The organism is Haloferula sp. BvORR071 (genome assembly GCF_000739615.1).
Lineage (GTDB): Bacteria > Verrucomicrobiota > Verrucomicrobiia > Verrucomicrobiales > Akkermansiaceae > Haloferula.
Genome location: NZ_BATP01000035.1, coordinates 34,347 through 52,135 on the forward strand (window position 1 = coordinate 34,347; position 17,789 = coordinate 52,135).

Below are 17,789 nucleotides of genomic sequence, written 5' to 3' on the forward strand. Positions count from 1 at the left end.
CGTCGCTACCCTCACCAGAATTCGCCTTGCCCTGGCGGTGATGGCTTGGGCTTCTTCGGATTCTTCACTGCCGCGGGTTTGGCTGCCCGCTTCTGCCCCTTCAGGAAGTTTGGCGTCTCACGCCATTCGAGTGGGACGGTGGTCGGAGTGAAGCTCTTCAATTCTCCGGCGAGATACGGCTCCATCTCGTCGTCTCGAAGCACCCTAAGCAGGCGATCGTGAACCGGGGCAATTTCCGGCGTGGGATCAGTCGTAATCACCGAGAAGCACTCGCCGCGCTTTTCTTCCTCCCTCCACAAGCCGGCGACCCAGATGACTTGTCCTCCTGGTCGGGAGAATCGGTAGGGCGTCTTCGACTTATCGGGATTTTCGTGCCACTCGAAAAAGGCGGTCATCGGGACCACGCAGCGACGTTCACGGAAGCTTTCTCGCCACAGGGCAATACCCAGCTGATCCTCGCGCGTGTTCCCTGTCTTCGTCGGCTTAGTCTGCTTCCACGGGATGTGCTGAAATGCCCAGGACATCAGCCGCAACTTGCCGTTTGGCATCATCACCGGGGCCAGGTCGGTATAGCGAATGATCTGGTAGGCGTGATTTTCCGACATCATCGCCTCGTAGGCGTCGGCGACGAGGAAGTCCACGTCGTAGTTGGCGCCATCAATCTCGTAGGCCGTGCACATGCCCGTTTCAGGTCAATTCGCGTGCAAGTGTCAGGTAGGCCTCCATGCGGGCGGCTGCTTGCTCCACCTTCGTTTGCAAGGTCCCCAGCTCGTTGGCCCGGAACCATTCGAGCGACTCTTTCGCCTCTTCCACACTGTCGTCGACCATCCAGCCCATCTGCTCCGCGACCAGCTCGGGGCTACTGCCGCGGCGGAAGTGCCAGGCAATGCCCTGCGCGTGCTCATTGGGCCATAGGTCGGCGAGATACTCTTCCCAGATCACCTGCTCAGCCAAGGACTTGGCGAAATCCACCTTGGCGGGAATCGATGCCGACTCCACCGCGGGGGACAAGTTCCAGAGCTTCGCCGATTCGTAGATCAGTTCGCGATCGGAAGCACCGTTTCCCTGGCTTTCCGCGGGCTCAAACTGAACGTCAACTTGCAAGCCAGCTCCGGAGGCGATCGACGGGAATTTCAGGTCCGCCGCGCCCTCGACCTTGTCGACCGTTCGCTCCTCGCCAGGGGCAATCTGAAAAGTCAGCTCCCAGAGCCGGGACCCCAACTTCGCTATCGCCCTGACGCTGCAGAGACAGGGGACCGGGAGCGTGTTGTGAACCCTCACGGCGAAAGTCTCCCCGGGGCGGATTCCGATGGAATCCTCGGTGATCTCCACTCCTCCGACGATTTGAAGGGCGTCCGGGTGCTGCATGGTCCGAATCGACACCCGATCGGACGCTCCGTCCAGAACGGCGACATCGGGGACGGGGGGAATAATTCTCGGGCTTGACATGGAAGGCGATGTTCTTGATTGGTGTTCACGTGAACCCATTTGAGCCCGAAGGCAAGCCATCAGTAAAAACTTCGTGGGAGGACGATCTTCGCTTGGGCGAAGCGTTCCTCGACGTGGAGGACGGAGAGCAAGCCTATCGAGTCGCGGAGCGACTGAGTCGCTCGGGGGTACTGAACAGCCCGCGGATGATGGTTTTTATGCTACGAGCTGCCACCATGGCGAACGCGCTCACGCATGCGGATGCATTGGCGAAGCGCCTCCGGCTGATGCCGGACCCCGATGCCAGGACCGCCGCTGCGGCATGGTTTCAGGTTCTCGCCGGCACGGCCTTTGCCGCCGGCAAAATCAAGGAGGCTATTGCCTACCTGGAAGAATCCCTCGCGATCGCTCCCGCCCAGCGCGATGCCCTTCTCTCCGATCCGAAGCTTGCCGGTCTTTTGCCAGAGTTCGAGGAGCACGAACGGACCAAGGATCCATCCGTCATCCCGCCACCGCCGCCGAAACCTGATGCGGGTCCGATGCCGGCGCTCGCAAAGAAGGCCTTGAAGCGCGCCAAGGAGCTTTTGGCGAAGCAGGACTTCGATGAGGCCCTGGAGGTGCTTGGTCGGCTGCGGGCAAATGATTTTCACCGCACCGAGGTGATGGTGCTTTTCTTCGAGACCGCCCACCGGGGCGGGTATACCGACATGCTGATGGGGCTAGCCCAATTGATGCAGCGGGGGGATCGGGAGGAACGGCAGCTTGCCCTCGGCTTCTATGGTGAGACCGCTCTTGCCGCACTTCGTGTGGGGCAGCCCGAGATGGCGCGCAGGCTTCTTAAGGAGGCGATGGAGGGAATGGGTGATCAGCGTGCGACATTTGCCGCAAGACCCGAGCTGGCGGAGCTGATGAAGTCCATCTAGGGCGCGTTGGCGTGTGGAGCATTGGTGCTCGCCTGTGAGAACTTTCTTCTCGTCGAGGGTTCGTGTCTCCTCCGCTCCGCGAGAAGGACTCCGGATGCCCGCAGCGCTGGATTGGACGAAACCCGCCGCTCGCCCTTGGGCAAGCGGCGGGCTGTGATTGTGCTGCAGGAGCACTGTGATGGTACCGGAATCAAACGTCCTGCGGCATGACGCGATCATGGAGGGTAGGTCGGAATGCAAAAATCCACCCCTCCCGTGCAAGAACGGCCGCGAGATTCTTAATTAATCCGAAAATCCCAACCGCCAGTCCCCGCCGAATCGCTAAAGCGCATCCCCGGCACGCCGCCCGCATGGTATCCACCCATGGCAGCACGTTCCATCTGGAAAGGCGCGATCGCCTTCGGCCTCGTCAATATCCCCGTAGGCCTCACTAGCGCGGAGGAATCACCCGAGGGCGTAAGCCTCAACCTCGTCGACAGTAAGAACAACGCCCGCATCCGGTACAAAAAGGTCAACTCCGAGACAGACGAGGAAGTTCCCGCGGAGCGTATCGTAAAGGGCTACGAGGTCGAGGAAGGCCACTTCATCCTCTTCGATGACCAAGAGCTCGAAAGCATCACTCCCCAGCTCACCAAGACCATCGAGATTGAGCAATTCGTGAAGCTCGCCGACGTCGAGCCCCTCCTCTTCGAAAAACCCTACTACCTCGAGCCCGAGAAGCGCGGCAAGAAGGCCTACGCCCTCCTACGCGAAACCCTCCGCCAGACCGGCATGGCTGGCATCGCCCGCGTCGTTGTCCGCACCAAGGAATACCTCACCGCCATGTTCGTCCGGGGCGACGCAGTCATCCTCGAAATGCTCCGCTTCCCCCAGGAGATTCGCTCCGCCGACAAGCTCGACCTCCCTGCCTCCTCCGACCCCGACTACAAGCCCAATCCCCGGGAGCTCGACCTCGCCAAGCATCTTGTCGCCCAGATGACCGAGAAGTGGAACCCCGCCGAGCACCACGATGAATACCAGAAGGCCCTCCAGACTTACGTCGATCAGAAGATCGCCAGCGGTGCGACCTCCATCGTCAAGGGCGGCCACCGCGAGCGCGACACCGCCCCAGCTACCAACATGATCGACCTTGCCGCCTACCTCGAGCAAAGCATCAAGACCGGCACCGGAGCCAAGGCCAAAGCTGCCGCCACCAAGGCCACCTCAAAGCCCACCGCCAAAAAGCCCGCCGCCGCCAAGAAAGCCGCGAAGAAGGCCGCCAAAAGATCCGCCTGAGCCCGCCATGCACAACCACGACTACCATCGCGCGGAAGAGGAAGATCTTCACCACTTCATCCAGTGCCGCAGCTGCGGCCAATGGATCGACTCCCGCGACCTCGCCGAAGTTCTCTACCACGAGGCCGCCGATCATGAGGCCCACAAGCCGCCTGAAAGTATCGCCGCTGAGCCTCCTTGGAGTAGCAGATTGCAGCTACTCGAAGATCCCGAATAACGCGCATAAACCGCTGCTCGCTTCCTAACATTGTCCCGGTGTCATGAGCGACACTCCGCCCTGATCCCTCCCAACTCCGGCGGCCCAGGGTGCCCTCACTTTCACCGGGGAGGGCACCCACCTTCGCTCCACCCGGCACGCCATCTGCGAAAGAGGAAAGGGTATGAACCCTACCACCTTTCTTGAAACCCGGCCGCGGCACCTCCTTTCGGATTTCGCTCCTGATGTCCGGCGGGAAGGTGAGCGGCATTCGGCAGAACGCTCGAACGCCAAACGCCTAGTTACCCTCCCTGTGGGTACTGCCAGCTACCTGCAGGGTTCGTGGTCCCGCGTCTCAAGGGCCGCACTTGCCGGATTCCGCCGCTCAGCCGTGGGAGTGGTGGCACGTAGGCCGGCGTTAGCACTAGGGCTGACCTTTGTTTGCGGTGCCGTGCTCGGCCGCTTGATCTTCCGGCGGTGAGCCGGTTAGTAAAACACGTGAGCACCTCTTCTGAATGAGCTTTGACGAAGCCGAGCATCACGCCGATCGCCGACGCTTCCGCCAAGCATGGGCGGTGATCGATGAGCTTCCGCCCGACGCCCGCATGACTCCACGGGCGCTCCGGGTCAGCCTTCGTTGCTGCGCCGGACTCGCCCGCTGGGACCTAGGCCAGGAGATCGCCGCCTTGCTCGCCACCGGTGAGATGCCTGACCGCGAGTGTGCCGCGGGTTTCTACCATCTGCTGGCCGTGGCCCACCTGCAGGACGGCGACAAGCGCGAAGCCATCCTTGCCGCAAGCAGGGCGGTCGACGCTTGGAAACCCGCCCGCGTCGAGCTGTTCGAAGACAACCGGTTGGCTGGCTTGTTCTAGTCGCACCCACTCGAGTATCAGGGAGGGATGGGGGAGGTGGCTGCAGCAGTCTCTATTCGTCCCCGCCCTTCTTGGCCCTATCCGTTCAGGCAGCCGGGGAACAATGCATCGTCCGAGGTTTAACGCCGTACCAATCCATCCCGACAACCCGCCGCGTCCGTCCTACTTCTCCCACCTCTGCTCCTCCCGCAGCTTCCTCCCATCCCCCGCGATAACTCCTCCGTCGGCCGCTTCGACGCATCCACCGAATCACTCATTTTCCCGTCGTTTAGGTGTTCCTGTGATTGCCTCCAGCCCTGCTTGCGATCCGCGAAAGGTAGCGTCCCGTTGCCTGTGCTTAAGCTTAAACCCCAATATCAGGAGCTTCAGGCGGGCGTGACGCTGCTGGGGGCGAATTCGGTCGTAAGCTGATACTGAAGGAAGAAAGCATCCTCCAATAGTTTGCTTGAGAAGACGGAAGGTCTCCAACCCTCTCTGAATGGTTGCCCAAATCCCCGGCTATTGTGCTAAGGCCTTGAGCAAGGCATCCCGCGCGTCAAAGTAGTAAAGGATTGTGATTCTCGCCGCCATCTCATCGGGCAAATCGTTCAACTGACGGCGGCTGCTGATCGGCATCAGGATGCTGCTCGCTCCTTTCTCCACAGCGATCTCGACGGCGGAAACAGGATTAAAGATCGTCTCGATCGAACCTCCTAGGTTCAGGCTTCCGGTTATCATCAGGCCGCCCTTGAGGCTTTTCTGAACAAGTGACGAGCACAGGGCCAGCAGCACGCCGACCCCGACGCCGGCACCGCTCTTGGCACTGTCGAAGGCGCGGAGCTGCACGGAAAATTCGTGCTGGCGGGGATCACGATCACCAACCAGTTCCTTGGCGCGGACGTAGAGGTTTTGCTCGGCGCAGCGGACACTTTCCTTGAACGCCGGCGGGGCGGGTTGATTAAGGATCTTCACGCCGCTGCCGGGGCCTTCGGTGATATCCACGCGATAGAGGCCAGGGTTCTCGTCTCCGCCACCTGGCGACATCACCCAAACCTGGCCGGGGGGAAGGGGATCGCTGCCGATGCTGTCTTCGCTATAAAGCTCGGGCGTAGACACGAACTTTTCCACGCCTTCGTCACCGAGGGTGTAGCTGAATTGAGTATTACGAAACTCCGCGGAGCCGATTCGCTTCTGCTGCTCCTTGACCCGTCGCCGGCACTCCAAGCTGATGCGCAGCGCCCATTCTAAGACCTCGTCGGAAACAGGGACCTCGGGGTTTGGTGAGACCAATTTGATGAGGCCGCTCACAGTCTTCATCACGCCCGTCGTATCGCGGCCGCTCAGCGCCCCCCCGAGATGCGCCCGGCCTTGCATCACGCTTTGGCGGCTTTGGCGTCTCAGTTGGTTCCAGCATTCCGAGAGGTAGTCGCTGACAAGGCCGAAGTGATCGGTGAGGACTTCCCGGCTCACCTTGGGCACATCCCAGCCCGGCAGGTAGGCGTGGATGCGATCCATGAACGCGGTGTCGTCCCGCATCTCCGCCGGCAGCGGACCGAAGAGGTGCCCGATCCGCTGCTGGTGCTGCACGTCCACGTCGAAGTTGCCGACCATGACCATGCCGCCATCGGCCCGGATGCTCTCCTTGCCGCGGCTGAACTCGCCGGACTCCATGTAGCCCTTCATGATGTTCACGCCGTCCTTTTGGTCGAAGGACACTCCGGAAATCTCGTCGAAGCACACCACGTCATACTGGCAAACCAATCCTCGTTGCCCGCTGCTGTTGTTCACGAACATGCGCGCGACCGATGACTTGCCGCCCGAAACGAGGTGCGCGTATGGGGAGATCTGTTGGAAGAGGTGGCTCTTGCCGGTGCCCCGCGGCCCTAGCTCCACCACGTTGTAGTTTCGCTCCACAAACGGCACCATGCGCAGGAGGATCATGTCCCTGCCGCGTGGAGTGAGCTTCTCCGGCTCCATGCCGATGCTCCGGATCAGGAAATCCTTCCACTCTTCCGTGGAGAACGCTTCCCGGCCAGCGTAGAGCGTCGGCAGCACCTCGCGCTTGGAGAGCTGGATCTCACGCATGTTCTCGATCCCGAACGGGCGGCCGTTTTTCTCCTGTGCGATGGTCGGATCATAGGCGAGTTCCACCTCGGCGTAGAATCCGCCGGTGAGCATCCGCTCGTTGGCATGGACCATTTCCTCGCTGATCCTCACATCCTTCAGCTGCACGCTCGGCAGGGTGGCCAGGAACGAATCAGTGTTGGAATCCAACCGGGCGGTGATGATGTCGATCAACTTCACGTGGCCCTTCTCCTTGGCGCGGGCCTTGAACAATTCATGCTCACCGGCGCGGATGGTCTTCTCGCCCAGTTGCCGCTCCACGATCTTCAGCCCCTCCGCGATTTCCTCCTCATCCACGGACGAGCAGTAGCGCCCAAGCAGGAACTCGGCGACGTAGGTTGGGACGGGGTACTGGCCTTTGAATTTCCGCACCAAGTCCTTCCGGACCACGTAGCCTTCAAAAGCTCTGGTTGCGATTTGATCGATGGGATCCAGTGGCTCGCTCATAAATTATTCTCCAAGGGTGGTTTGCAACGAATCAATCACCGTTCCCGCGGGGTCCAACAAGACGATCTCCGCCTGCTTGCCCATGCTGCCGTCGTCATCAAGAAAGACGGTCACCTTGTCCCCGGCGGTGATCTTCACGGCCTGCTTGTTGGCGAGCAGGGAGGTTTCGCTGTCGGCCTGATGGTTCCGAACATCAACCGAGAAACCGTCGGCATCGCCGCTCACGGAAACCCGGCACTTGGCACCGGTCCACTTGCCTTCGACCAATCGGACCAAACCGCCTGAAGGCCCGCCCCGTGAAATGTGCAGAACGGGCGTGACCATCTCCTGGAGGGAAATGCCGCCGTGGGTGTATTCCATGGACGCACGGAAGCACCCCACACCTGGCGGGCTCGCGATGACGACTTCTTCGTTCCAGTGCCACTTCAGCGTCGGTACGTCGGTCTGCGATTCCGCCTTCATCGCGGCGCAGCGTCCCCAGCGGTGATCCGCGAGGCCGGCCTTTAGCTCTACCTTGGGCAGGCCTCCCGGCAGCAGGAGCCATCCGTGATCCGTGACCACGAACATCTCCTTCCAACCCGCTGTTAGCAGTGCGGAAATTCGGCTGGCGAGATCGCGCACTTCCGTCTCCACGCTGCGGGCGAGCTTCCAGCCCTCGTTGTGGCCGCGTTTATCCAAAGCTCCTGCTTCTGTCCACGCCGATCCCGAAGGATCTCCGGTTTGGTCGGATCTGAGAAATTGCCAGCCACTTTCCTTCAATGCGGCGATGAAGCGATCCTGCGTCAGGGTCTGGCCGGTGTTGATGAGTCGCGTGGTGAATGCGTCGCCCGCCTCACCACCCTGCACCTTTCGCGCAATCGGCGATGCTGCCGCTTTTGCGGTAGCGGTCACGGATGGAACCGTGGACCACTCCCAGTCTTGCGTGGACTCTATGCCGGCCCCTGCCAGTTGCTCCGCCAGTTGCCGAGCGACATCCATGCGTAGTCCGTCGGCAAACAGCACCAAGCGTCCCGGCGCTGGTTCTAACGGTTTCGCACGCTTTGCGACGGCGAGGCCGCGGGCCCGGATTAGCTGCTGGAGTTGGCGGGCGGTGGCTTCCAGCCAAGGGAGATAAACCGACCGCAAAGTCCCCAGAAGCGCGCCGTGCTGCTCTTGTGTCCCACAGGCACCCATGGCGGCGAGTGCCGCGGCGTCCACCTGCCAGCCTGAACTGGCGTAGTTCTCGGCGTAGGCCTCCGGTGTAGGCGCACCTGGGACGGTTTGGCACGCATGAGCCACGTGCGCGAGCGGTTCAAGCGCGGTCGCCAGCGGACTCAAGCCGAGCTGCTGCCACGGGTAGCGGCGGCGCGGCGCATGTTGTTTTTCGAGTTCGGCGATTCCCGTGATCGCTTCGTGCTGCGGCCGGTCCGCCAGCTTGGTGAGCGCCTGCTGCAGTGCCCGCTCTTCTCGCTCGTTGATGTCAGGCCAGACTTCCGCGGTGTCGAAGATCGATGCCTCCTTGGGGGCGGCCCGTTTCAGCCAGTGCACGATTCCCTTATAGCTCACGGGCGTTTCGGCGAAGCGCTGCCATACTTTGCCCCATGAGTTGTCGCGCCCGGACAGGAGCTGTGCTGCCTTGAGCGGCCCTTCCTTCACCGGGTCGAAGCGGAAATCGGTTTTGCACTGCTCGCAGAAGGCCTTCCATTCTGCGTCCGAGTGGCACTTCAAAAATGCGTCCGGGTCACTCAACCAGCGAAGCAGTAGGCCAGTGGCGTCAGGTGCCACCATGCCGTTGAAAAAATCCCCGTCCAGCCGCCGGCCGAGCAGTTCGAAAACCGGGGTGCCCAGCAGAATGGGCAGGGCACCGGTAAGCGCGTCAAGCGTCGCCTGGTCTTTGGCGACATCAAGATTCAGTCCACCATGCTTGGAAACGAGGAAACCGTATGGCGTCCATTCCTTGCCATTCGTGTGCAGCCACACCACTCCGCGATGCTGGAGTTCAACCAGCACAGCGAGTTCTTGCGGGCAATGCTCTGCCGCGCGCAGTTTCTCACGGCTAATGCCGGGCAGGTAAAAAATCGGGGTCGTACCGGAGGGTGGCGCGCCGTCCACGCATCGCGCTTCGATGCATCGCAGCCATAGCGCTGGTCCGCTGCGCTTTTCGGCAGCGTATTCTCCCAGCACGAACAACTCGGGTGCCAGCTCCTGCAACAGTGGCACCACGCCCTCCCACAATCGTTCAGGATCCGCCCAGAGCACGGCACATGGGGCGACTTGATCGCCCGGCGCATAGGCCTGGGCAGCGATTCTCAGCGTAGATACCAGTTTGTCCGAAAGACTCTCACTCATCCTCGATCATCTCCTTCTTGGATATTTGCAGCCGTTGCCGCGCGTGCGTCGCGACCTGATGCAGTTTTTCTATTCATGGGTCCGCCTTCTCTTTCTGTGACCTCTTCAGATTCACGTCATTGACTCGATCCGCCACGAAGGAGTTGCCTTTCCAGAACCAGGGGAACTCGGCTTTCTCTCGGTGAGGTTCTTTGCCACGATCCTTATCCCACTTAATGTTGGGCTTGGCGCGGAGGAGGCCGGCTCCGCTTTTGCCGCCGGGGATATCGGTGGCCATGAAGGGGCGGATGTTGATGCGAACGCCGTCGTTAAGGTCGGGGTGCCAGCCGATGGATTGCTTCGAGAGCGGCTTCCAGCGGACGAAGAGGTCGTAGGGTGGCTCGCCTTCGAGGATGAGCTTGAGGCGGACTTGCAGGAGCTTGGCGGCTTGAAGCCGGGAGTCGCTGCCGGACTCGCCGGCATCCACCGCGGCTTGCTGGCGGCGGATCCAATCGCCGAGGTAAGCGTATGTTAGGTTTTCCAGTTTGGCGTGGGTGAGCTTGTGGTAGTTCAACAGCGCGCTGAAGCCGCTCTTGTGCCCGTCCCAGACGTGCCAGATGAAGGGGCGATTGTGGAAGAGTGCGCAATGCTGCTCGAAGAACTCGTCGCGCAGCCAGTCTTCGAGAGATTCGGATTTGCTGCCCTTGGGACCGGAGCTGGCGAGAAGGGCAGGCAGGTCGAGCTTGCCGAGGGTCTGGACGAGCAGTGCGCGCAGGCGTTCGGCAGCAGGCGCTTCGCCCTTGGTGGCGGAGAGGCAGACGATGCCATCGTCATCCGCCACTGCTTCCAAACCATCCGGGCCGAGCGCCGGGCAATCGGGAAAACTTGAACCGGTCTGGCGCGGCCACTGGTACCCAAGCAAGCGCGCCACGGACACGTGCAACGGCTGGTCAGCCCCGGCCGGGTGGCCGTTGAACAGCCATTGCGTCGGGTCGCTGGAAAAGGGGTTCGGCAATCCGTGCGGATACTTATCCGCCGCCGCCTTCTGCCAGTGCGCGGCGTCGAATGGAACTTTCACAAATGTTCCGGCCGTAACCGCCATTTTTGGCTCTAAAAGTCGGAGGGTTGTCTTGAAATCTGGCGAAGTGCAAAACGTCCAAAGTGCCGATAGGTTGCTTGCGTCGTTCGGAATTAGAACCGCGAGGTTGTCGTCGAAGAGTTCTCCTTCGTAGCGCGTGCAGTGAAGATGATTCATCTTGGCGATGGCTACTCCCTTTTGACCTAACACCCGTTGGCCACGTTCTGCGAATCCAATCTCGGTTCGTGGATCAAAGCCATCTAACCGCCAAAGCACTACCTGCTCTCGTCCGCCCCATGGCTGTTTCTCATCAGGACTGTTTAGCCAATATCGGCAACCTTCAACAATCCTATCAAATTCCCAGAAGTTCCGAAGGTAGTGAGGGCCATCGCCAGTCACGCTTCCTTTCCCAAATACTGCTGCTTTTCCCAATAGGTCATGCGACCCAAGCTCGCTAATAATCACTCGATTATCAGGGTTGTGTAGTTGACTACGCTGGCTTAGCACGGAAACAGAGGCGCTACGTAGCAAAGAAGCTTTTTGCGAGGGGTCCCGAGGCGCGGAAACATCAATGCCGCCGATTGACGAATCTGCCAAACTTGTCTCGGAATTAAGCACAATTAAAAGAGTGTTTGCGCCCCACCAATTCATATCCTGGAACGCCGCAGGGCCGAGCTGGGCGACGATCTTAAAACAACGATCATTGAGTAAGCTTGTTCGAAGCTTCCGAAACGAGCCGAGCGATATCCAATTCTGCGGCGTTACTAAGGCGGTAGTGCCATGCGATCCTTGAGTTCCACAGAACTCCAGGCAACGCTCTACGAAGGCTGTAGCGAGGTCCGCTTTGGACTGCGGGTAAACGCGTTCGCAGTAATCTTGGAGAACTTCATCCTGTTTTCCCCGTCCGAGGTAAGGCACGTTGGTGGCGACGAGCGTAAACTGGCTGGCGAGAATTTCCGCTGCCTTGGCCAAGCCGCGCGCGGTCACGGCCATTTCGTGCTCTGTGCCGTCCTTGGCCTCCTGCTCCAGCGCCTTTTCCAGCAGCGGCAGTAGTTCATGGAACGCGGCCACCAGCAAATCGCCCTCGCCGGCGCTCGGGTTGATGAGACTGCCCAACACCGCCGCCTTTTGGAACAGTCGATAAAGCCGCTCCATGCCGCGCTGGAGCTTGGGGTTGTCGCCGGCAATCGCCAGCCAGTCGGCTTCTCGGGTGTTCGGCGCGAGGCCGGAGCAAGCCAGGTTCATCGCCGGCAGTTTGCAGTGGCCCACGCGCCTCCATGCGACCAGCGCCAGGTTGAACGCGACAATCTGCGTGCAGCGCGGGTCAATCTCCAAGCCGAACAGGTTTTCGCGGATGACCGCCGCCACCGCCGCCGCCTCGTCCATTTTTTCCTCGGCTAGGCGCAAGGCTACCAGCCGTTCGAACATCGCTACCACGAAATGCCCGCTGCCCATGCACGGGTCGAGCGCCCTGAGGGCGGCCGCGGATTTGGGCCAACCGTCGAACGAGCCAGCGGCGGGAGTCCACTTGCCGTCCGTGCCTTGGATGAAGCGCAGATATTTCCACGGGCAGCCCGGCAGAGTAACAGACTGGCGAAGTTCGTCCTCCGAGCTGAGATCCGAGAGTTGAGGACTGAGAGCCAATTGTTTTTCCGCCCACCACGCACCGAGCGTGTTGTCCAAGAGGAAGTCCACCATGTAATCCTCGGTGAAGAGCTGGGTGACCGGTGAGATCTCATCGGCACCGATCTTGTTGCCGGACTTATTGACCTCTTCCTTCTTGTCCGCCTGCCAGAATTGATAGCACCAGCCCAGGCTGTCACCGGCGGTGAAGACTTCCACTGGCAGCCCGGTGACAAGGGCGATGAGCGGCTTGCGATCCTCCACGGGAAGCTCCACCGCTCCCGCCGGATCATCGGCACGGAAGATTTCCGGCAGCTCGACTGCGGCGAAGCGGGCGGCGACGGCCCAAGCGTCCTTCAGGCCCACGGACGGCGCGAGTTCCTCACAATCGTCCAGCGAGACGGCCACACCGTGGTCCGGAGAGATGAGGAGGTCGTTTTCCAGCAGGTAGCGGGCGAAGAGGATGCGGTGCCATTGGTCGTAAGCGAGTTTCTCGACGAGGTGGGTGATCTCGTATGAGCCGCGTTTCACGTGGCTCTCACCATCGCCGAGCTGCTTGGCCTGGGCGCGGAGCTTGCGGCGGAGCGCGCGCTGGACCTCGTCCATGTGGGGGTAGGGGTCCGGCTCATGCACGGCGAGGGCTTCGAGGGACTTCTGCGCCCCTCCGGTGGCGATCTTGTGGGCCTGCTTAACTGCCGATTCCAACAGCTTGCGGTGGGGAGTGGTGAGAGCGGACATGGGGAGGAAGGCGATTGTAGACTAGGATCGATTGATGAACGGGGCTCGCGGCGCTCAAAGGGTGATGGGGCCGGCCTTGAGTTGATTCTCCGCCAGCACTCGGGCGTCGGCGAACCATTGGTCGAGCTGGGCAGTCGTATGGATGGTTCTGCTAGGGAGAACCACACGGACGGCCTCTGGCTCCAACGAAGCACGGGCTTCCTCCAAGGCGCGGGAGAAACGCTGCGGCACGGCGTCCAGCAGGTTGTGGCGGTCGACCAGGGTGCGCGTATGGAGGGCAGCGAGGATTTCCTCGTCTGAGCCGATGGCGACCTTCGCGGGGGGCGTGAGTTGGCAGGATGCGGTGAGCGTGGCGCGTTGTTCGTCGGTCAGGCGGCTCCACAGATCCGAGGTGGCGAGTTTATCCTGTCCTGCGGCAAACGCCGCGGTGAGGTCGTCCTGTAGTTTCCCGAGGGCACTGCGCAAGGCGGTGGAGAGCTGCTTGATCAGCTCCGGCAAGGGATCGGGGTCCGCCAGCAGGTTTCGGTCCCGGATGATGGCGGCGATGGATGTGGCGCAGGCCTCTCCCTCCGGCAGGCTGCTCGCGAAGCCTTGGAACTCCGCCAACCTTTGCCACTCAGGCCAGCGCTGAGCGATGGCATCGGCGCTCTTTTTCCAAGCCGCGAGTTGGGCGGCGAGAGCGTCCTTTTGCTCGTGAAGCTTGAGGAGTTGCGCGTTGCCGCTGAGCAACTGGATATCGCGGACATGCTTTGTGTCTGGTGCCTCAGGACGTGGAGCCTCGCCACCGGCAGACTCCGCCATGGCGAGCAGCTTCTGGAGAAACTGGGCGGCGGCCTCGGGCTCCTTGCCATTCTGGGTGGTGACGGAGAGCTTTTGAAACAGCGCCTTAAGGTCGAGGCGCTGCTGCACATTGAGCGGCGGCACGTCCACGTAGTAGGTGGCGATCCCCACTTGGCTCTGCACCAGCGATTGTGCATGGACGGGATTGCCGTTCAAGGTTGCGCGGAGATTGCCTGCGACTAGCATGAGATAGAGCGCGCCGTCGATGGCATCCTGTGCCCAGCCGTAGGGTGCGGACTTGAAGAACTCGCGGAGGTCCTTGCCCTTCTTCCCGGCACCGATGAAGTCGAGAACACGGCGGCACACGGGATGCTTGGTGACATCGCCCTGATATCCTACCTGGGCAAGCGCGCCGACATCGCCGCCACGGGCCTTGCTGACCACGAGGCCCCAGTTGCCGTGATCTGCTTCGGAGAATTGCGGGAAGAGCCGCTCCACGGCGTTGTCCCCCGAGTCCTGCACCTTGTCCGCCAACTCGATGCCATTGGCCTCCTGACCGCCGCCGAGGAAAACCTTGGATCCGCCTATGATAAGGCCCAGCAGATCTTGGATGCGGTGAGTCGCGACCTCCAGATGAGTCTCAACCGCTTTGCGCGCCTCGATGGCCTCCGGGGTAGTTGCAGTTCCGTGGGCATCCAAGGTTTCCTGCGCGGCAATCTGAGAAGCGATGGCTTGGCGCAATTCCTCATGATGCAGGCGCGGCAGGTAGCCGAAGAGGACAGGGCTCTCGACGCCAGCGGCGCGGGCATCGTTCAAGACAGATTTTTCGTCGTCGCTCCAACCATCGCGTAGCCATAGAGAGACTTCATCACTTGTGGACGCCGGGCGGCTGGAAGACAGCTCGAACGCCAACTTGCGTGCCTGGTTGGAGGTGCCCTGTTTCAGAGTCACCGGCTTGAGGGCCTGCTTGGCGCCCGTGCGGAGAAGTTCGGCCCGCTTGGAGTTGATGCGCTCCTCGTCATTGAGGGCGGAGGAACGTCGGCGGTTGAAGTCTTGCGTCCAGCGCGAGCCCTCCTTGGTCTGGAGGCGAAATTCCTTTTCGACGGGCATGAGCTGTCCGGTTTTGACGAGTTCCTCCAGTATCACCGGCACCTTCTGCTCCAGCTTCGGGCGATCGCTCTTAAGATCGCTCACCAAAAGGTCCAACAGCGTCTCGGCGTTGGCGCGGACGCCATCGTCGGCACCGGGGGTGCGCGGCAGTTTGCCGATCAGGAAAATCAAGGCGCAGATGCTGGAGCGGAGGTCGCCGTCCGGAGTGCCGTCGCGCTGCTTGCGGATGATTTCGTCGTACTCTCGCTCCAGTTCACCGGAGTTGAGAAGGTCTGTGGAGATCTGGTCGTAGATGAAATCGGCCGGCACTACGGAGCCAACGGCCGCGGCGGCTGTTTGTCGGGTCGCCTCGAAGACGACCTGCATCTGGGAGCGCAACTGGGCCTTGGTGCCGGAGTGGTCGGTATTGCGCAGAACTTTCTCCCAGAACCGCCGGCGGGTGGGGAGCAGCGGGTAGTCGGCGACGAAGTATTTTTCATCGTCATGATTTGCCGCGAGCCGAGTATCCTGAAGATGGCGGGCGAGTTCGCCTTGGTTGGCCTCCATGCATTTTGTGATCGCCGCTTCCTGCTCCGGCTTCTTGCGGAGAACCGTCTTGCGGATCACGCTCTCGACGTCTGTATCGGAGAGCTGGACGCGCACGAAGAAGCGAGCCTGAAGGCGCTGCAAGCTGGGAGTGGTATTAAGCGCTGACTGCCCTGTGCCGACAATTAGCAGCCGACTGCCGAGGTCCGTGCTGCAATGCTCGGCGATTTCCTGCACGTCATTTGCCCGCGGGATTTTTTCACCGATGAACTGCTGAACTTCGTCTACTACCAGCAGGGTGCAGGGGAGCTTGTTGCCATCACCATACACCTGCTTAAGGAGCTCTAGCGTCTGCTTGATCGTGGGAGACGTGATCTCAGGAAAACCGGTGCGGATTACCTCTTGGACGTTGGGCAGGGACCCGTATTTGGGATCGGCAGCGAGTAGTGCCTCTGCTAGGGGCACCGAGTAGTTCATACTCTCCACCTCCTCCATGAGGCTGCAATCGCTCGCTTTCAATGCCGCTGTGATGGCTGCTTCCAAGCCCGAGGAACGGAGCCAGAGGATGAACTTCGCGTGGGCGAGATCTTCCGGGAGACCGGCGGAGCGCAAGACGAGTTGGACGAAAGCTAAGCGGACATTGTCCATCGAGCCCGCGCCGAGCGTTCCCGCCGCCGCGCGTAGTCCGCCAAGCGGCTTGCTTCGACTGCTCAGTTCTTTCAGTAGATCGGAAATCTCTGATGGCAGCTTCACCAAGGAGCGAGCGGTGGCACCGTCGGCGAAGTGATAATCCTCCCAAAGGTAGCGGAGTACTTTGACTAGGTGGGACTTGCCACTGCCGAAGAAGCCGCTGACCCAAACTGCCTTTTGTTCGGGCTGACCCAAGCCTGCGAGGTAGGCCCTGAGGATTCGTTCAAGGCCACGGGCATATTCGCCATCGCAGACGAAGGTTTCCAACTCGAAGCGGAGGGTCTGGATCTGGCGTTCGTCGTGACCAATCTCGGAAACTTTCGAGACGCCATTGTTGAGCAACTCCAGGGTGGTGGGATCGCGGAAGTAGAGTTCGCGGTTGGTCATGAGGTGAGGAAGCTTTCGGTGGAAGTGATCGGCGTGGCCATGTAGTTGAAGCCGTCACGGGCATCCATGAACCGATAAAGGGTGCCTTGGAACTCTCCGGGAAACATGACGAGCAAGCGCCCGCGCACGCTGTCTTCGACGCGGTCGATCAAGCTGGAGACGCGCATGAAGTCGAAGAGCGACGCGAGGCCGGTGATCACCACGACGCTGTTTGCATCGGAATGGGCGCAGGCGGCGTCCACCATGGTGGCGGCACGGACTTCCAGTTGGGTGCCGGCCTTGAGATGCTGAGGCTTCTTGAAAATCTCCTCCCGGTACTTGTGGGTGGACAGGAACTCGGGGAGGAGGGCCGTGAGATCTACGGGGATCCAGTCGTGACCTGCCCCGAGGGTCACTTCCTCAAACTGAGGCATGCGCGCGCGAACCCGACGTTCCTCCGAAGGGGGATAGACCGCAAACCAGACCCGCTGTTTTCCTGCCGCATTGGGGGACCACGGCAGGCGGACCTGCCGGGTGTAGTTCGCAAGAAGACGATCGATGGCGCTCATGATTGTGGGATTTGGAACTCAGCGAACATCGGAAAGGTCAGCTCAACCACCTCACCGACCGCGCGCAGATTGATCAGCCCCGCTCGATGGGCCTCGAATCCGAGGGATTTGGCACCGTCGGGGTCCAGATCGAGCAGGCGGCACCAGGGACTGGAGAACACCGCGGCCCCGTGGTGCCCCGCGGCGCTGCCAAGAATCAGGGCCAGAGTGACAGCAACGATCGTCGGTTTGACGCGGCTGCGTACTTTTTTCGCGCGGCCGGCGAGATGCCCGGATTGGGTCCAGGAGGATGCGGCATTGCGGCCAATCTTGTCGGTGTTCAGATCGGAGTATTGATTAGGAAAGGCATCAAGCGCTGCGAGCGACAGTGCCTTAGTCTCCACGCGATCCCCCTCGGGCACCTCCAAGACCGCAGGTGTAGTAGAACGGAGAAGATGATCTCGCGACCACGCGATCTGCATGGCGAGGAGCGGCAGGCTCGCCGCGTCCAAGGCATGAAGAGCACGTAGAAGCTTGAAGATCGGGACCTCTTCATCGAGCGCGTAGAGTTCCCGGAGGTGGCGCAACGACTTTTGCCGTGTGCTGTCGGTGGCCTTTCTCAGGGCGTTTCGCAGCAGGATCGCATCGCGATACTCCCCGGCTGGCGAGCCTGCGGGAACCGCCGCCAGCACCGCCTCAAGTTCCGCCAGCATGATGGTGCGGCTGATGTGCGTGCCTCCGCCCGAGAATTTCAGCCCAAACTTCACCAAGCCGGCCAAC

General features: G+C 61.1%; 12 protein-coding genes. 4 read left to right on the top strand and 8 right to left on the bottom strand.

The annotated features are described in order from the left end of the window. Positions 1 to 11: 11 nt before the first annotated feature. The gene (locus tag BV071_RS33300) at positions 12 to 680 is read right to left on the bottom strand and encodes an SOS response-associated peptidase family protein (protein ID WP_052573630.1); all 669 of its coding nucleotides are present in this window, start codon (positions 678 to 680) and stop codon (positions 12 to 14) included. Positions 681 to 687: 7 nt separating this feature from the next. Continuing rightward, a complete protein-coding gene (locus BV071_RS19570; RefSeq protein ID WP_035610935.1) occupies positions 688 to 1,368 on the bottom strand; it encodes a hypothetical protein in 681 nt (226 codons plus the stop codon). A 74-nt stretch (positions 1,369 to 1,442) separates the two neighbouring features. Here BV071_RS19570 and BV071_RS19575 point away from each other — a divergent pair, with 74 nt between their 5' ends. The 4 genes from BV071_RS19575 (at position 1,443) to BV071_RS19590 (ending at position 4,694) form a co-directional block, all read left to right on the top strand. Next, positions 1,443 to 2,351 carry a hypothetical protein gene (locus BV071_RS19575; protein WP_265594646.1) on the top strand — a complete coding sequence of 303 codons (909 nt, stop codon included), beginning with the start codon at positions 1,443 to 1,445 and terminating at the stop codon, positions 2,349 to 2,351. A 363-nt stretch (positions 2,352 to 2,714) separates the two neighbouring features. Continuing rightward, positions 2,715 to 3,626 carry a Ku protein gene (locus tag BV071_RS19580; protein ID WP_035610940.1) on the top strand — a complete coding sequence of 304 codons (912 nt, stop codon included), beginning with the start codon at positions 2,715 to 2,717 and terminating at the stop codon, positions 3,624 to 3,626. Positions 3,627 to 3,633: 7 nt separating this feature from the next. After that, positions 3,634 to 3,843: a hypothetical protein gene (locus BV071_RS19585; RefSeq protein WP_035610943.1), complete on the top strand. Its 210-nt coding sequence runs from the start codon at positions 3,634 to 3,636 to the stop codon at positions 3,841 to 3,843. Between the two features lie 494 nt (positions 3,844 to 4,337). After that, a complete protein-coding gene (locus tag BV071_RS19590) occupies positions 4,338 to 4,694 on the top strand; it encodes a hypothetical protein (protein ID WP_035610946.1) in 357 nt (118 codons plus the stop codon). A gap of 498 nt (positions 4,695 to 5,192) precedes the next feature. Here BV071_RS19590 and brxL read toward each other — a convergent pair whose 3' ends face one another. From brxL to BV071_RS19620, 6 genes are all read right to left on the bottom strand, one after another. Beyond that, complete coding sequence (gene brxL / locus BV071_RS19595; protein ID WP_035610948.1) at positions 5,193 to 7,244, bottom strand: BREX system Lon protease-like protein BrxL; 2,052 nt, start codon at positions 7,242 to 7,244, stop codon at positions 5,193 to 5,195. Between the two features lie 3 nt (positions 7,245 to 7,247). After that, the gene (pglZ, locus tag BV071_RS19600) at positions 7,248 to 9,572 is read right to left on the bottom strand and encodes a BREX-1 system phosphatase PglZ type B (RefSeq protein ID WP_035610950.1); all 2,325 of its coding nucleotides are present in this window, start codon (positions 9,570 to 9,572) and stop codon (positions 7,248 to 7,250) included. Positions 9,573 to 9,645: 73 nt separating this feature from the next. Then, entirely contained in the window at positions 9,646 to 12,990 is a 3,345-nt protein-coding gene (locus tag BV071_RS19605) for an N-6 DNA methylase (protein ID WP_035610952.1), read from the bottom strand. A 54-nt stretch (positions 12,991 to 13,044) separates the two neighbouring features. Further along, complete coding sequence (gene brxC, locus BV071_RS19610; RefSeq protein ID WP_035610953.1) at positions 13,045 to 16,482, bottom strand: BREX system P-loop protein BrxC; 3,438 nt, start codon at positions 16,480 to 16,482, stop codon at positions 13,045 to 13,047. Beyond that, complete coding sequence (locus BV071_RS19615) at positions 16,479 to 17,030, bottom strand: BREX protein BrxB domain-containing protein (protein ID WP_035610956.1); 552 nt, start codon at positions 17,028 to 17,030, stop codon at positions 16,479 to 16,481. The genes brxC and BV071_RS19615 overlap by 4 nt, the downstream gene beginning before the upstream one ends. Then, entirely contained in the window at positions 17,027 to 17,776 is a 750-nt protein-coding gene (locus BV071_RS19620) for a hypothetical protein (protein ID WP_265594647.1), read from the bottom strand. Before BV071_RS19620 ends, BV071_RS19615 begins: the two co-directional genes overlap by 4 nt. Positions 17,777 to 17,789: the final 13 nt, after the last annotated feature.

Bases quoted from the DNA above. Each gene is read 5' to 3' on its own strand.
- BV071_RS33300 (WP_052573630.1), bottom strand. From the start codon at position 680: ATGTGCACGGCCTACGAGATTGATGGCGCCAACTACGACGTGGACTTC.
- BV071_RS19570 (WP_035610935.1), bottom strand. From the start codon at position 1,368: ATGCAGCACCCGGACGCCCTTCAAATCGTCGGAGGAGTGGAGATCACC.
- BV071_RS19580 (WP_035610940.1), top strand. From the start codon at position 2,715: ATGGCAGCACGTTCCATCTGGAAAGGCGCGATCGCCTTCGGCCTCGTC.
- BV071_RS19585 (WP_035610943.1), top strand. From the start codon at position 3,634: ATGCACAACCACGACTACCATCGCGCGGAAGAGGAAGATCTTCACCAC.
- BV071_RS19590 (WP_035610946.1), top strand. From the start codon at position 4,338: ATGAGCTTTGACGAAGCCGAGCATCACGCCGATCGCCGACGCTTCCGC.
- brxL (WP_035610948.1), bottom strand. From the start codon at position 7,244: ATGAGCGAGCCACTGGATCCCATCGATCAAATCGCAACCAGAGCTTTT.
- pglZ (WP_035610950.1), bottom strand. From the start codon at position 9,572: ATGAGTGAGAGTCTTTCGGACAAACTGGTATCTACGCTGAGAATCGCT.
- BV071_RS19605 (WP_035610952.1), bottom strand. From the start codon at position 12,990: ATGTCCGCTCTCACCACTCCCCACCGCAAGCTGTTGGAATCGGCAGTT.
- brxC (WP_035610953.1), bottom strand. From the start codon at position 16,482: ATGACCAACCGCGAACTCTACTTCCGCGATCCCACCACCCTGGAGTTG.
- BV071_RS19615 (WP_035610956.1), bottom strand. From the start codon at position 17,030: ATGAGCGCCATCGATCGTCTTCTTGCGAACTACACCCGGCAGGTCCGC.